The organism is Lysobacter sp. H21R4 (assembly GCF_015277535.1).
In the GTDB taxonomy this organism is placed as follows: domain Bacteria; phylum Pseudomonadota; class Gammaproteobacteria; order Xanthomonadales; family Xanthomonadaceae; genus Novilysobacter; species Novilysobacter ciconiae.
This window is the reverse complement of record NZ_CP063772.1, coordinates 1,738,475-1,752,645: the sequence shown is the minus strand read 5'-3', so window position 1 is coordinate 1,752,645 and position 14,171 is coordinate 1,738,475. Positions and strand designations below refer to the sequence as shown.

Genomic DNA, 14,171 nt, shown 5'->3' with positions numbered 1-14,171 from the left:
GCTTACAATGGTCCTTTTCGCGCACGAGTCCGCCATGTCCCTCAATCCCTACGACCTGTACGACACCCGCTCCCTGCTGACCGAGGAGGAGCGCGCCGTGCAGGACACGGTGGCGCGGTTCACCGACGAGCGCGTGATCCCCATCATCGGCGACGCGTTCGATGAAGGCCGCTTTCCACGCGAGCTGATTCCCGAGATTGCCGAGCTGGGCCTGCTGGGCTCATCGCTGCCGGAGGAGTACGGCGGTGGCGGCCTGAACTCGGTCTCCTACGGCCTGATCTGCCAGGAGCTGGAGCGCGGCGACAGCGGCATCCGCAGCTTCGTCTCGGTGCAGTCCTCGCTGTGCATGTACCCGATCTTCGCCTATGGGACCGAGGAGCAGAAGCAGCGCTGGCTGCCCTCGATGGGGCGCGGCGAGACCATCGGCTGCTTCGGCCTGACCGAACCGCACGGCGGCTCCGACCCGGCCAACATGAAGACCAGCGCGAAAAAGGACGGCGGCGACTGGGTCCTCAACGGCAGCAAGATGTGGATCACCAACGGCAACCTGGCCGACATCGCGATCGTCTGGGCGCAGACGGATGACGGCATCCAGGGCTTCGTGGTCGAGAAGGGCATGAAGGGCTTCGCCGCCCAGGAGATCAAGCACAAGATGAGCCTGCGCGCCTCGGTCACCAGTGGCCTGTTTTTTGACAACGTGCGCGTGCCCGAAGCCAACCGCCTGCCCAACGTGAAAGGCCTGAAGGGCCCGCTGGGCTGCCTGACCCAGGCCCGCTACGGCATCACCTGGGGCCCGATCGGCGCGGCGATCGCCTGCCTGGACGAAGTGCTGGGCTACACCAAGGAGCGGATCCTGTTCGGCCGCCCGGTGGCGGCGACCCAGTCGGCGCAATTGAAGATGGCCGACATGGCGCGTCGCATCACCATGGCGCAGTTGCTGGTGGTCCAACTGGGCCGGATGAAGGACGCCGGCACCATGGCGCCGACCCAGGTCAGCCTGGCCAAGTGGAACAACTGCCGGATGGCGATCGACATCGCCCGCCAGTGCCGCGACCTGCTGGGCGGCGCCGGTATCACCACCGAGCACTGCGCGATCCGCCACGCGATGAACCTGGAGTCGGTGATCACCTACGAGGGCACCGAGACCATCCACCAGCTGGTGGTGGGCCGCGAGCTGACGGGGATCAACGCGTTCTGATCGCGCACCGCACGCCCGAGTTGCCCGCCTGACGAAACTCCAGACCTTCCTATTGCAGCCTCGCGCCGACCGGCCGAGGCGGAGCCCCGATGATGTCGAGCCTTCCCAGCCCCATTCCCGCGCGCATGCGGGGCCTCAACCGCGCCGAGATCTGCGATGTGAATTTCACCGAGTTCGTCCGGTCCTGGAACGGGCGGGCCGGTGCGGCTCCGGACGCCGATGCGCCGGTGCTGGAGGGCAGTGCACTGGATGCAAAGGGCTTTCTTGACCTGTTTGAATCGCAACTGGTCAGCCGGCACCTTGATCTCATGGCGCGGGTGCTGCGGGTGCAGAACAAGGTCTTCTATACGATCGGTTCGTCCGGGCACGAGGGCAACGCGATGGTCGCGCGCGCCACCCGGCATACCGATCCGGCCTTCCTGCATTACCGCAGCGGCGGCTTCATGGCCGAGCGTTTCCGCAAACTGCCCGGGATGGATCCGGCGATGGACTCCGCGCTGAGCTTTGCCGCCGGCAAGGACGACCCCGCCAGCGGCGGTCGCCACAAGGTCTGGGGCAGCAAGCCCTTGTGGGTGCTCCCGCAGACATCGACCATCGCCTCGCACCTGCCCAAGGCACTCGGCACGGCGATCGCGATCGAGGCCGGCCGGCGCCTTGGGCACCAGCTGCCGATTCCCGACGACAGCATCACCATCTGCTCCTTCGGTGATGCGTCCAGCAACCATGCGACCGCGCAGACCGCTTTCAACGCGGCCGCGTGGACGGCCTACCAGAAGCTGCCGGCGCCGGCGCTTTTCGTGTGCGAGGACAACGGCATCGGCATCTCGGTGAAGACGCCGTCAGGCTGGATCGCGCGCAATTTTTCCCAGCGCGCCGACCTGGACTACTTCGCCGCCGACGGCCTGGACCTGGCCAACGGCTATGCCGATGTCCAGCGCGCCGTCGAGCACTGTCGGACAACCCGCCGGCCGACCTTCCTGCACCTGCGCACGACGCGGATCATGGGTCACGCCGGGACCGACTTCGAGATCGAGTGGCGGTCGCTCGAGGAACTGTGCGCCGTCGAGGCGACCGATCCGCTGCTGCGGTCGGCATCAATCGCACTGGAATCCGGGCTCATGTCCAGGGATGAGGTGCTGGAGCTTTACGAACGCACGCGCAAGCGCTGTTTCGCCGCCGCCGAGGAAGCCGATCGCCGACCCAAACTTGAAACGCTGGCCGACGTCATCGCGCCGTTGGCTCCGTACTCTCCCGACAAGGTCATGGCCGAGGCCGGGCGCGCCGACTTCGATGCGCGTCGCCTGGAGGTCTTCGGCGGCGAGGCGAAGCTGCCGGAAAACCTGCCGCCGCGCCACATGGCCATCCAGATCAACCAGGCGCTGCACGAGACCTTCGCCAAGTACCCCGAGGCGCTGCTGTTCGGCGAGGACGTGGCCCAGAAGGGCGGCGTCTACACCGTCACCAAGGGGCTGCAGAAAGCTTTCGGGCCGCGCCGCGTGTTCAATACGCTGCTGGACGAGACCATGATCCTTGGCATGGCCCAGGGCTTTGCCAACGTCGGGATGCTGCCGATCCCGGAAATCCAGTACCTCGCCTATTTCCACAACGCCTGCGACCAGATCCGCGGCGAGGCGGCGAGCCTGCAGTTCTTCAGCAACAACCAGTACGCCAATCCGATGGTGGTGCGCATTGCCGGGCTGGGCTACCAGCGCGGTTTCGGGGGGCACTTCCACAACGACAATTCAATCACCGCGTTGCGCGACATCCCGGGCCTGGTGGTCGGGTGTCCGTCGCGCGGCGACGATGCGGTGACGATGCTGCGGACGCTGACCGCGCTGGCAAAGGTGGACGGGCGGGTCAGTGTGTTCCTGGAGCCCATCGCGCTGTACATGACCAAGGACCTGCACGAACCCGGCGACGGCGGCTGGCTTACCGGATACCCCGCGCCCGGGGAGGCCATGGTGATCGGCGAAGGCCGGGTCTACCCGCCTGAAAGCGACGCGGGCGCAGATGCCGATGTCGGCGACGGCGATGGGCGCGATGACCTTGTGGTGTTCACCTACGGCAACGGCGTGCCGATGAGCCTGCGCGCCGCCCGCAGCATCCGCGAGGCACACGGCTGGCGGACGCGGGTGGTGGATCTGCGCTGGCTGGTGCCGCTCAATGACGCCTGGATCGTCGAGCAGGCCCGCGCTGCGCGCCGGATCCTCATTGTCGACGAAGGCCGCCACAGCGCCGGCGTGGGCGAGGGCGTCATCACCGCGATAGCGGAGGGCGGGCTGGGCGGTATTCCGTTTGAACGGGTGGTGGGCGTGGACACCTACACGCCGCTGGCCGGCGCGGCGTTCCTGGTCATTCCCGGCGAAGAGGACATCGTCGAAGCGGCCGCGCGTCTGGCAGCAGGCGACTGAGCCCAGTCAGTCCGGCCAAAACCGGGCCGCAGCGGAGCGAGGCGACGCGCCAGCAAGGGACCGCGCGCAGTTACAACATGGTCGCTCAGCGCGCAAGACCATCCCGTAGCGGCGCCTCGACCACATTGGCGCCGTCCACCATCAGCTGGGACGGCGCCACGTCGGCCTGCGCTCGCTCCAGCGGCACCACGGCCAGCGCCACGTGCGCGTCGGACGTGCTGGCGGTCGACATCACCCGGCCCAGCGATTTCCCGTCGGACATGACATCGCTGCCGACGGCGATCGGCGAACCCGACTCCAACAGCGCCAGGCCGCGCTTGGCCTTGCCCAGGAAATGCGTGCGCGCAACAATTTCCTGGCCGGGATAGCAGCCTTTCTTCACGCTGAAGGCCTGCAGTCGCTCCAGCGACAACTGCTGCGGCGTCCACTGCTCGCGCTCTGTGTCCACCAGCCGCGGCAGGCCGTCCTTCAGGTCAGCCATGCGCCAGCGCGCGATGGCGCCGTCGTCGGGCAAGACGTCCAGATCGGTACTGATCACCAGGCTGCGCGCATGAGCACCCGTGCCGAGGCCCAGCTCCACGCTGCCGCCATCATCGGCAAAGGCGTTGCCCCGCGCTTGCGACGCCTCGGCGAAGCGGCCGCCCACTTTCAGCTCATCTTCGATGCCGATGGTGACCTTGCTGCGGAAGAGGTAGCCGCGCAGTCGCTGCGCGATCGCCTCCGCGACGCCATCGGGCAGCACCAGCCAAAGGGTTTCCGGATCCCGCCGCAGCAGCGCAAACAGCGCGATCACCCGTCCCTTGGGCGTCAACCAGCCACTCCAGTGCCACTGGCCGTCGGCGAGGGCGGCGACGTCGTTCATGAACTGGGCCTGCGAAAATGCGATCGCGTCGCGGCCCTGGAAGGTGATTACGGAGTGCCCGGGCAACGCAATCAGCGGGCCGGGGGCGGAGGATGACTTGTCAGACATGGGGGCGGCAACTAAGCTAGGACGCAGTGATGATAGGCCAAACCACCTCCGAGACCGATCCTGCCGCGCCTGCCGAGGCACCCGCGGACACGATTGTGAATCCGCCGGAGCAGACCTCCCAGATTCCCGAGCACGGTGGCCGTGATGGCCTGGACCCGACCCGGTACGGCGATTGGGAGAAGAACGGCCGCTGCATCGATTTCTGACGTCGCCTGACGTCCGGTCCCCAGCATGTTTCGCCACGCGGCCCCGCCGCCCAGCCCAGAGAGCGCCGTTGCCATGGCCAGTCGCCAACGTCCCATATCCCCGCATATCCAGGTCTACCGCTGGCAGGTCCAGATGGTCACCTCGATCCTCCACCGTGCGACCGGCATCGTCCTGGTCGCCGGCAGCCTGCTGTTCGTGTGGGGCCTGTGGGCGCTCGCGGCGGGTCCTTCGCAGTGGGCCGATTTCAGCCGGTGCGCGCGCTCGATTCCCGGCTTCCTGGTGCTGTTCGGCTGGAGCTGGGCGTTCGCGTACCACCTCGCCAACGGCATCCGCCACGTGCTCCAGGATGCGGGCTGGGGTTTCCGCATTCCCGACTTCGTCCGCAACAGCTGGACCACCATCATCGTGAGCCTGGTGATCACTGCGCTGGTCTGGCTCGCGGCAATGCAGCAGTGGGGTGCCGCATGAATAGCAACAACCTGCAGGGCGACCTGCGCAATCCGCTCAAGCGTGCTCGCGGGCTGGGTTCGGCGAAGGAAGGCACCGGGCACTTCATCGTCCAGCGCGTCACCGCGATCGCGCTGGTGTTCCTGTCTCTCTACGTGCTCTATCTGCTGCTGTCCGTGGTGGGTGGCGACTATGCCAGCGTCCGCGCGACGGTTGCCGCGCCGGTCAATGCCCTCCTGCTGATCGCGTTCCTGATTGCGTCCTTCTGGCACGCCAAGCTGGGCATGCAGGTCGTCATCGAGGATTACGTGCACACCGCCTGGTTGTCGGTCACGGCCCAGATGGCGGTCGTCTTCATCTGCGTACTCGCGGCACTTGCCAGCGTGTTCGCGGTCATTCGCATCGCGTTCGGGGGCTGATCGTGCCGGCTTACAAGATCCAGGAACACAAATTCGACATGGTCGTGGTCGGTGCCGGTGGCGCCGGACTGCGCGCGACCTTCGGTCTGGCCCAGAAGGGCCTCAAGACCGCATGCATCACCAAGGTCTTCCCGACCCGCTCGCACACCGTGGCCGCCCAGGGTGGCGTCGCCGCGGCGCTGGGCAACATGGGTGAGGACGACTGGCGCTACCATTTCTACGACACCGTGAAGGGCTCGGATTGGCTGGGCGACCAGGACGCGATCGAGTACATGTGCCGCGAGGCCATCCCGGCGATCATCGAGCTGGAGCACCAGGGTGTGCCGTTCTCGCGCACCCCCGAGGGCAAGATCTACCAGCGTCCCTTCGGTGGCATGACCACCAAATACGGCGAGGGCCCGCCGGCCCAGCGCACCTGCGCGGCCGCCGACCGCACCGGTCACGCGATCCTGCACACGCTGTACCAGCAGTCGCTGGCGCACCACGCTGAGTTCTTCATCGAGTACTTCGCGCTCGACCTGATCATGGACGCCGACGGCGTGTGTCGTGGCGTGCTCGCGCTGGACATGGCCGAGGGCACGCTGCACCTGTTCCGTTCGCAGGGCACGGTGCTGGCGACCGGCGGTTACGGGCGCGCGTACTTCTCGGCGACCTCCGCGCACACCTGTACCGGCGACGGCAACGGCATGGCGCTGCGGGCCGGACTGGCACTGCAGGACATGGAGTTCGTGCAGTTCCACCCGACCGGTATCTACGGCGCGGGCTGCCTGATCACCGAGGGCGTCCGCGGTGAAGGCGGCATCCTGCGCAACGCCGCCGGCGAGCGCTTCATGGAGCGCTACGCGCCATCGGCGAAGGACCTGGCCTCGCGTGACGTGGTCAGCCGCGCGATGACCATGGAAATCCGCGAAGGCCGCGGTGTCGGCGAGCACAAGGATCACATGCTGCTCGACCTGACCCACCTGGGCCCGGAAGTGATCCACGACAAGCTGCCCGGCATTGCCGAGTCGGCGCGCATCTTTGCCAACGTGGATGTGGAAAAGCAGCCGATCCCGGTCATCCCCACCGTGCACTACAACATGGGCGGCGTGCCGACCAACTACCACGGCGAAGTCGTGCAGCTGAAGAACGGTGATCCTGATGCCGTGGTTCCGGGCCTGTACGCGATCGGCGAGGCGGCCTGCGTATCCGTGCATGGCGCCAACCGGCTGGGTTCCAACTCGCTGCTCGACCTGGTGGTGTTCGGTCGCGCGGTGGCCAATCGCTGCGCCGAGACGCTCACCCCGGGCGCGAGCCATCCCGACCTTCCCGCCGATGCCTGCGATGCGTCGCTGGCGCACCTGGACAAGCTGCGCAACGCCAACGGCAGCACGCCGACCGCCGTGATCCGCGACCAGATGCAGCGCGCGATGCAGGCCGACGCAGCCGTGTTCCGCACCGAGGAAACCCTGGCCGAGGGCGTGAGCCGCATCCGCGAGATCCGCGCCTCCTTCGAGGACGTCAAGGTCACCGACCGCTCGCTGATCTGGAACTCCGACCTGGTTGAAACCTTCGAGCTGTCCAACCTGCTGGGCCAGGCGCTGTCGACGATCGTCTGCGCGGAGAACCGCACCGAATCCCGCGGCGCCCACGCTCGCGACGACTACCCCGAGCGCGATGACACGAACTGGCACAAGCACTCGCTGTGCTGGGTCGACGATGCGGGCAATACGAAGATCGACTACCGGCCGGTCCACATGTACACGCTGACTGACGACGTGGCCGTGGTCCCGCCTGCAAAGCGGGTCTACTGATCGTTTTCACCAATCACCCCGCGGGCCGCACACCGGTCCGCGGTGCCGGCTGAGACCGGCTTCCAGGGCGGAACCACCGATGGCCGATTTCAACCTTCCCAAAAACTCGACGATCCAGAAAGGCAAGCACTACGAGACGCCCGGGGCCAAGGAGCCGCGTACGTTCCGCGTCTACCGCTGGAATCCCGACGACGACCAGAACCCGCGCGTGGACACCTACGAGGTGGACATGGCGAGCTGCGGCCCGATGGTTCTGGACGCGCTGATCAAGATCAAGAACGAGATCGACCCGACGCTGACCTTCCGCCGCTCCTGCCGCGAGGGCATCTGCGGGTCGTGCGCGATGAACATCGACGGCACCAACACGCTTGCCTGCACCAAGGCGATCGAGGATTGCAGCGGTGGCGACGTGCCGATCTACCCGCTGCCGGCGATGGAAGTGGTCAAGGACCTGGTGCCGGACCTGACCCATTTCTACGCGCAGTACGCGTCGATCAAGCCCTGGATCCGCACCGCGAGCCCGGCCCCCAGCGACCGCGAGCGCCTGCAGTCGCCGGCGGACCGCAAGAAGCTCGACGGCCTGTACGAGTGCATCCTGTGCGCCTGCTGCACCGCCGGTTGCCCCAGTCACTGGTGGAACGGCGACCGCTATCTCGGCCCGGCCGTCCTGCTCCAGGCGTATCGCTGGATTTCTGACAGCCGCGACGAGGACACCGGCGCGCGCCTGGATGACCTGGAAGATCCGTTCAAGCTGTACCGCTGCCACACCATCCTCAACTGCACGCGCACCTGCCCCAAGGGCCTGAACCCCGCGCGTGCGATTGCCGAGATCAAGAAGCTGATGGTGGCGCGCCGGACCTGATCCGGGCCGCAGCCATGCAACTGAGCCCCGAGGATGAGGTCGAGCTGCGCCGTCTGCGCTGGAAGTGCCGGCGCGGCATGCGCGAGCTGGACCAGCTGTTTGGCCGTTATCTGGAGCGCGAATGGCGGCAGGCATCCGTAGCCGATCGGGCGGTTTTCCTACGCCTGCTGGGCTGCGAGGACGATAAGCTCTGGCACTGGTTCATGGGTCACGAGGTCGCCCCGGATGCCGAACTCGCAACGCTCGTCAGCGCCATCCGCCAGCTGCCGCCTTGAGTGGCGGCCATCGGCCTGGTTGATGGCCGCGCTGCCGGTCATGGCCGTGCTGGCAGCCCTCTCGCTGCTGGTCTCCGGTTTTCCCCGGGTAGTGACGTGGCCCGGCGCCGTCCTTGCTGTGGCATGGGGCATACGCGAGTGGCGCCGCGAAATGGCGACTCCGGTCGTCGAAATCGAGATTGACGGGCCCATCGTGCAGGTCGACGACGAACCGGTCACCGACTTCCAGGTGTTCTGGCGCGGGCCTCTGAGCTTCGCGCGCTGGCGCGATGCGGAGCGGCGCGTGCATCGTCTGGCATGGTGGCCCGACACGCTGGACGCAGCCGGCCGGCGCGAACTGCGGCTCGCATTGCCGGCACAAACTCCTGCTCGCGGGCGCCGTTCGGTGGCACCATAGCGGGCTATGTTCAAACCCATCCCAGTAGCCATCGGCCTGCGCTACCTGCGCGCCAAACGCCGCAATGGTTTCATCTCCTTTATTTCCCTGGCCTCCATCCTTGGCATCGCCCTGGGCGTGGCGGCCTTGATCACCACCCTGGCGGTGATGAGCGGCTTCCAGCAGGAAATCCGCGACCGCATGCTGCAGATGGCCGCGCACGCGACGGTCAGTGCCTTCGGCGAACCGCTGGACAACTGGCAGCAGGCGGTCGACCTTGCGCTGACCGATCCGCGGGTCGCCGGAGCGGCACCGTATGTGGAAAAAGAAGCCCTGCTCAACGGACCGCGCCAGCAACCGGCGATGGTCCGTGGCGTGGTCCCCGCGGACGAGCGCACCGTCTCGGTTCTGGGCGACAAGATGGTGTCGGGCACGCTGGAGTCGCTGGTGCCGGGTGAGTTCAACATCGTGCTGGGGCGCGAATTGGCCGCATGGCTGGGAGTTGGCGTCGGCGACAAGGTGGTCATGACGATCGCCGAGTTCAACAGCACGCCGGTCGGTGCGATGCCGCGGGTCAAGCGGTTCACCGTCAGCGGCATCTTCGAGGTCGGGTACAACGAATACGACCGCAGCATGGCGTTCACCAGCATGTCCGACATGCAGCGGTTGATGCGCCTGCAGGACGGGGTGACCGGCGTTCGCCTGCGCCTGGTCGACATGAATCAGGCCTGGGATGTCGCCCGCGACCTGGCGTCCAAGCTGGGCGGCCTGCAGGTCAGCGACTGGACCACCGACAACGCCAACATGTTCCGCGCGCTGAAGATGGAGAAGACGCTGATGGCGATCCTGCTGTCGCTGATCATCGCCATGGGCGCCTTCAACCTGGTCTCCTCCCAGGTGATGCTGGTCACCGACAAGCAGGCCGATATCGCGATCATGCGTACCTTCGGCCTGTCGCCCAAGGGAGTGATGCAGGTGTTCATGGTGCAGGGCAGCCTGATTGGCGTGATTGGCACCGTCCTGGGCGTGGTCGGCGGCATCGTGCTGACCCTGAACCTGGAGAACATCCTGTTTGCGATCGAGCGGGTGTTTGGCGTCAGCCTGCTGCCGGAGGATGTCTACTACATCACCGGGCTGCCGACCGACCTCAAGCCGGAGGATGTGCTCGCGATCACCGCGGTGGCGCTGGTGATGGCGTTCCTGGCCACCATCTATCCAGCCTGGCGTGCCGCGCGCACCCCTCCGGCAGAGGCGCTTCGCTATGAATGAGCCTGTCTGGCAGCCCGGCGATGACGTGGTCCTCGGATGCACCGGCCTGGGCATGGTCTATGCCGAAGGCAAGATGCGCACGCCGGTATTCGACGGCCTCGGGCTGGAGGTCCGCAGGGGCGAGACCGTCGCCATCGTCGGCGCGTCCGGGGCAGGCAAGAGCACCCTGTTGCATCTGCTTGGCGGGCTGGATACGCCGACCGCCGGCGACGTCTACGTCGACGGGCACTGGATGAGTGCACTGTCGGATACGGCGCGCGGGCAACTGCGCAACCGGGCACTGGGGTTCGTCTACCAGTTCCATCATCTGTTGCCGGAGTTCACCGCGCTGGAGAACGTGATGTTGCCGGTGCTGTTGGGTGGCGAGAAAGTGCCCACCGCGCGCGATCGTGCGCGAGGCCTGCTGGAGTCGGTTGGGTTGGGGCACCGCCTTGAGCACAAGCCAGGTGAACTCTCCGGTGGTGAGCGCCAGCGCGCGGCGGTGGCGCGCGCACTGGTCAATCGCCCCGCCTGCGTGCTGGGCGACGAGCCGACGGGCAACCTGGACGAGAAGACCGCAGCGCACGTTTTCGACCAGATGCTGGAACTCAACCGCGAGCACCGCACCAGCCTCGTCCTGGTGACCCACGACCGGCGTCTGGCCAGCCGGCTGGACCGGGTGCTGGAACTGCACCAGGGCCGCCTGCGCGAACTGGTGGCAAGCGACATGTAGGCACTCCGGCGCACCGTGTTGGTGCGCCGGCCCAGCGACAATCTTCACAACATGGAAGTACGCCATGAGCAATGCGGCAAGGACGCCGCCGTCGACTCCCACGATTGACGCCGACGCTGGGATAACCGCCGGCGCCGGGGCGATTGGCGGTGATCGCGTGGCGACGCAGCAAGCACATTCACGTCCACTTGGCGTGGCCGTGGCTGGCGGGTTGCTCGCGGGTGTTTCGCTGGCCTTGTGGCTGCCCTGGCTGGCGCCTCTCTGGCTCTTGCTGCTTGCCCTGAGCATTGGCATGCCAGCGTGGTGGCGATCCTGGCGAGGGCGTTGGCTGGGTGCGTGCCTCGTCGGTTTCGCCCTCGCAGGCCTACACGCCACCCATGCGTTGTCTGTCCAGCTTCCCGCGGATTGGGAGAAGCGCGACGTGGTGGTCTCCGGACGGATCATCGAGCTGCCGCAGCATCAGCCGCGGCGCACCGCATTCGCGCTCCGGGTGGATCGTGCGAGCGACCAGTCCGAGCCTTTGCGCGGCAGGCTGCTGCGACTGTCGTGGTTCGACGAACGCGACGGCACGGGCACCGGACGGGAGCGGGTCCAGGCGGGTCAGCGCTGGCAGATGACCGTGCGGCTACGCGCGCCGCGCGGCCTGCGCAATCCGGGCGGGTTCGACAGCGAGAAGCACGCCTTTGCCGGCCGGGTGACTGCCACCGGATATGTCCGCGACCCCGGGCAGGCGCACCTTCAGCAGGCAGGGAGAGGGATCAACGCCTGGCGTGGGGCCATGTCGCAGCGCATCGCGGCGTCCGTCGCCCCCGAGTCGGCGCGCTTCCTGTCCGCCTTTGCGCTCGGCGATACCCGCGGTCTGGACGATGGGGACTGGCACATCCTGCGTGCCAATGGCCTGAGCCATCTGGTGGCGATTTCCGGCATGCACGTCGGAATCGTCGCCGGATTCTTCGCGCTGGCGATGGCCGGGGTGTGGTGGCTGTTCCCTGGTCTGGGCCGACGCGTTCCGCGCCCAATGGCGGCCGCCATTGGCGGCCTTGTCGGAGCGGTTCTGTATGCAGCGGTGGCAGGGTTTGCGCTGCCGACAGTGCGGACCGTCCTGATGGTGGCCGTGGTCGCCGGCATGCGCATCCAGCGGCGACGCTCCACGACGCTGGAGGTGCTGGCTTTGGCGATGATCGCGGTGCTGATCGTCGACCCGTTGTCGGCGCTGACCGCGGGGTTCTGGCTGAGCTTTTTCGGTGTCGCCTGGCTGGTCTGGTGCCTGCCGGAGGCCGGTCGCCGTCCGCTGCACGACCTTGTATCGGCGCAGGGCGTGGCCACCATCGGCCTGCTACCCCTCACGGCCGTGCTTTTCGACCAGGCCTCGCTCGCAGGACCGCTGTCAAACCTCGTGGCGGTGCCGTGGTGGACCCTCGTGGTCGTGCCGCTGTCGCTGGTGGGTACATCGCTGGAATTGCTGCACGCCGGATGGGGGCTGTGGGCCTGGGACGCAGCCGCATGGTGCTTCCAGCTCAGCTGGCCGCTTTTCGACACGATGGCCGCGAGCGATAAAGCCCTGTGGTGGCTGCGCGAGTCGCGCTGGTATGCCCTGCCACTGGCCCTGGTCGGTGCGTTCTGGCTGCTGCTGCCCCGCGGCCTGCCCGGGCGTCCGCTGGCGTTGCTGCTGTGGCTGCCCCTGTTGTGGCCCGCGCGCGACCTGCCCGAGCCCGGGGAGGTGGACATCCAGGTGCTCGACGTGGGGCAGGGGTCCTCCGTGCTGGTCCGCACGAGCGCACACACGCTGCTGTACGACATGGGCCCGTCGACTCCGGACGGTTTCGACAGCGGCGAGCGCGTGGTCATTCCGGCCATGCGCGCGCTCGGGGTCGCGCGACTGGCCCGCGCGGTGGTCAGCCATGCCGACAACGATCACAGCGGCGGGTTCGAGGCGGTCCGCAGCCGTACCGGCATCGATATCGCCAACGCGCCGGAAGACTCCGGCATCGCCGATACGCTGCCGTGCGTCGCTTGCGAGCAGTGGGAGTGGGACGGGGTGTCGTTCCGTTTCATGCACCCGCCGCCGTACTTCCCCTACCTTGGCAACGACGCCAGTTGCGTGCTCCGGGTCACCGGAAAATACGGCACCGCGCTCCTGTTGGGCGACGTGGGAAAGGTCATCGAGCGCGATCTGGTCCGCCGCAGCCGGCTGGATGAGGCGTCGTCGATCAAGGCCGAAGTGGTACTCGTGTCCCACCACGGCGCCGCCAACGCGTCCGATCCGGCGCTGGTGGAGGCGAGCGGGGCAAAACTGGCGATCATGTCCAGCGGGCATGGCAACCGCTACGGCCACCCGCGCGCCGAGGTGACCCGACGCTGGCAGGACGCAGGCGCTGCCACGCCGGACACGGCGCAGGACGGGGCGATCCGCATTCGCATGGGAAAAGCCGGCATCGCCGTGGAAACGCGACGGGCCGCACGTCCACGGCTGTGGGATGCGGCCCGGCGCGAGAATAAGACCTTGGTGGAGGCTGCGGCTGGGCTATCCTATCGACCGGATTGAATCGGCCCCAGGCCGGAGGTTGGCGCGTGCTGGAACTGGTCAAGGCGGGTGGATGGCCGATGATTCCTATCCTGATGCTGTCGGCGCTGGCCGTGGCGCTGATCGTGGAGCGCGCCTGGACGCTGCGACGCGCGCATGTCCTGCCACCCGGTCTGGGCAACGAAGTCCGAACCTGGGCCAGTGGCGGCGCGCTCGACCCCGCCCACATCGAATCGCTGCGGGCGACGTCGCCCCTGGGCGAATTGCTGGCCGCCGCGCTGGACGTGCGTGAGCGCCCGCGCGAGCAGATCCGCGAGCGCATCGAGGATGTCGGCCGCCATCTGGTGCACAAGATGGAGCGCTACCTCAACACGCTCGGCTCGGTGGCATCCGCCGGCCCTCTGCTTGGTCTGTTCGGCACCGTGGTGGGCATGATCCAGCTGTTCCTGGGCATCCTTGATCACGGCATCGGCGACGTGAACCAGCTGGCCGGCGGCATCGGCAAGGCACTGGTCTGCACGGCCGCCGGCATGGTGGTCGCCATTCCGGCACTGATGGCGCATCGCTGGTACCGCGGCCGCATCGCCGGTTACATCGTCGAGATGGAGCACGAGGCGATCCAGTTGCTGGATACCCTGGAAAACGCGCGCCCCGCCGCGCCGGCGGTGAAAGCGCAGCTGCGCACGCCCGCCTTGGTGGACTGACCGT

Annotated in this window: 14 protein-coding genes; 13 read left to right on the top strand and 1 reads right to left on the bottom strand. The window is 67.4% G+C overall.

The features are described 5' to 3' along the window. The first annotated feature begins 34 nt into the window (after positions 1-34). Together INQ40_RS07975 and INQ40_RS07970 are read left to right on the top strand one after the other, a co-directional pair. The gene (locus INQ40_RS07975; RefSeq protein ID WP_194340014.1) at positions 35-1,198 is read left to right on the top strand and encodes an acyl-CoA dehydrogenase family protein; all 1,164 of its coding nucleotides are present in this window, start codon (positions 35-37) and stop codon (positions 1,196-1,198) included. Between the two features lie 92 nt (positions 1,199-1,290). Further along, a complete protein-coding gene (locus INQ40_RS07970; RefSeq protein ID WP_194342483.1) occupies positions 1,291-3,609 on the top strand; it encodes a thiamine pyrophosphate-dependent enzyme in 2,319 nt (772 codons plus the stop codon). A gap of 85 nt (positions 3,610-3,694) precedes the next feature. Here INQ40_RS07970 and INQ40_RS07965 read toward each other — a convergent pair whose 3' ends face one another. Continuing rightward, on the bottom strand, positions 3,695-4,579 hold the full coding sequence (locus INQ40_RS07965) for a folate-binding protein YgfZ (protein WP_194340013.1): 885 nt from the start codon (positions 4,577-4,579) through the stop codon (positions 3,695-3,697). Positions 4,580-4,608: 29 nt separating this feature from the next. Between INQ40_RS07965 and INQ40_RS07960 the strand changes: the two genes are divergently transcribed. The 11 genes from INQ40_RS07960 (at position 4,609) to INQ40_RS07910 (ending at position 14,167) form a co-directional block, all read left to right on the top strand. Continuing rightward, on the top strand, positions 4,609-4,785 hold the full coding sequence (locus INQ40_RS07960) for a DUF1674 domain-containing protein (RefSeq protein ID WP_194340012.1): 177 nt from the start codon (positions 4,609-4,611) through the stop codon (positions 4,783-4,785). Between the two features lie 73 nt (positions 4,786-4,858). Continuing rightward, on the top strand, positions 4,859-5,254 hold the full coding sequence (sdhC, locus tag INQ40_RS07955; protein ID WP_193983558.1) for a succinate dehydrogenase, cytochrome b556 subunit: 396 nt from the start codon (positions 4,859-4,861) through the stop codon (positions 5,252-5,254). Then, a complete protein-coding gene (sdhD, locus tag INQ40_RS07950; RefSeq protein WP_193983556.1) occupies positions 5,251-5,652 on the top strand; it encodes a succinate dehydrogenase, hydrophobic membrane anchor protein in 402 nt (133 codons plus the stop codon). Before sdhC ends, sdhD begins: the two co-directional genes overlap by 4 nt. Before the next feature lie 2 nt (positions 5,653-5,654). Beyond that, on the top strand, positions 5,655-7,445 hold the full coding sequence (gene sdhA / locus INQ40_RS07945) for a succinate dehydrogenase flavoprotein subunit (RefSeq protein ID WP_193983554.1): 1,791 nt from the start codon (positions 5,655-5,657) through the stop codon (positions 7,443-7,445). A gap of 79 nt (positions 7,446-7,524) precedes the next feature. Next, the gene (locus INQ40_RS07940) at positions 7,525-8,307 is read left to right on the top strand and encodes a succinate dehydrogenase iron-sulfur subunit (RefSeq protein ID WP_194340011.1); all 783 of its coding nucleotides are present in this window, start codon (positions 7,525-7,527) and stop codon (positions 8,305-8,307) included. A 14-nt stretch (positions 8,308-8,321) separates the two neighbouring features. Continuing rightward, positions 8,322-8,582: a succinate dehydrogenase assembly factor 2 gene (locus INQ40_RS07935; RefSeq protein WP_194340010.1), complete on the top strand. Its 261-nt coding sequence runs from the start codon at positions 8,322-8,324 to the stop codon at positions 8,580-8,582. Between the two features lie 22 nt (positions 8,583-8,604). Next, positions 8,605-8,979 (top strand): hypothetical protein, encoded by a 375-nt coding sequence (locus tag INQ40_RS07930; RefSeq protein ID WP_228481963.1) that lies wholly within the window; start codon positions 8,605-8,607, stop codon positions 8,977-8,979. Positions 8,980-8,985: 6 nt separating this feature from the next. After that, positions 8,986-10,227, top strand: coding sequence for a lipoprotein-releasing ABC transporter permease subunit (locus INQ40_RS07925; RefSeq protein ID WP_194340008.1), 1,242 nt, complete (start codon positions 8,986-8,988; stop codon positions 10,225-10,227). A gap of 52 nt (positions 10,228-10,279) precedes the next feature. Further along, positions 10,280-10,939: a lipoprotein-releasing ABC transporter ATP-binding protein LolD gene (gene lolD, locus INQ40_RS07920; RefSeq protein ID WP_255524314.1), complete on the top strand. Its 660-nt coding sequence runs from the start codon at positions 10,280-10,282 to the stop codon at positions 10,937-10,939. Positions 10,940-11,096: 157 nt separating this feature from the next. Further along, the gene (locus INQ40_RS07915) at positions 11,097-13,484 is read left to right on the top strand and encodes a DNA internalization-related competence protein ComEC/Rec2 (protein WP_228482188.1); all 2,388 of its coding nucleotides are present in this window, start codon (positions 11,097-11,099) and stop codon (positions 13,482-13,484) included. Between the two features lie 26 nt (positions 13,485-13,510). Continuing rightward, entirely contained in the window at positions 13,511-14,167 is a 657-nt protein-coding gene (locus tag INQ40_RS07910; protein ID WP_194340005.1) for a MotA/TolQ/ExbB proton channel family protein, read from the top strand. Positions 14,168-14,171: the final 4 nt, after the last annotated feature.

What these genes read in the sequence shown, in the direction of transcription:
- INQ40_RS07925 (WP_194340008.1), top strand. Translation starts at nt 8,986, where the DNA reads ATGTTCAAACCCATCCCAGTAGCCATCGGCCTGCGCTACCTGCGCGCC.
- INQ40_RS07935 (WP_194340010.1), top strand. Translation starts at nt 8,322, where the DNA reads ATGCAACTGAGCCCCGAGGATGAGGTCGAGCTGCGCCGTCTGCGCTGG.
- INQ40_RS07970 (WP_194342483.1), top strand. Translation starts at nt 1,291, where the DNA reads ATGTCGAGCCTTCCCAGCCCCATTCCCGCGCGCATGCGGGGCCTCAAC.
- INQ40_RS07940 (WP_194340011.1), top strand. Translation starts at nt 7,525, where the DNA reads ATGGCCGATTTCAACCTTCCCAAAAACTCGACGATCCAGAAAGGCAAG.
- INQ40_RS07965 (WP_194340013.1), bottom strand. Translation starts at nt 4,579, where the DNA reads ATGTCTGACAAGTCATCCTCCGCCCCCGGCCCGCTGATTGCGTTGCCC.
- lolD (WP_255524314.1), top strand. Translation starts at nt 10,280, where the DNA reads ATGGTCTATGCCGAAGGCAAGATGCGCACGCCGGTATTCGACGGCCTC.
- INQ40_RS07960 (WP_194340012.1), top strand. Translation starts at nt 4,609, where the DNA reads ATGATAGGCCAAACCACCTCCGAGACCGATCCTGCCGCGCCTGCCGAG.
- sdhD (WP_193983556.1), top strand. Translation starts at nt 5,251, where the DNA reads ATGAATAGCAACAACCTGCAGGGCGACCTGCGCAATCCGCTCAAGCGT.
- INQ40_RS07930 (WP_228481963.1), top strand. Translation starts at nt 8,605, where the DNA reads ATGGCCGCGCTGCCGGTCATGGCCGTGCTGGCAGCCCTCTCGCTGCTG.
- INQ40_RS07975 (WP_194340014.1), top strand. Translation starts at nt 35, where the DNA reads ATGTCCCTCAATCCCTACGACCTGTACGACACCCGCTCCCTGCTGACC.
- sdhC (WP_193983558.1), top strand. Translation starts at nt 4,859, where the DNA reads ATGGCCAGTCGCCAACGTCCCATATCCCCGCATATCCAGGTCTACCGC.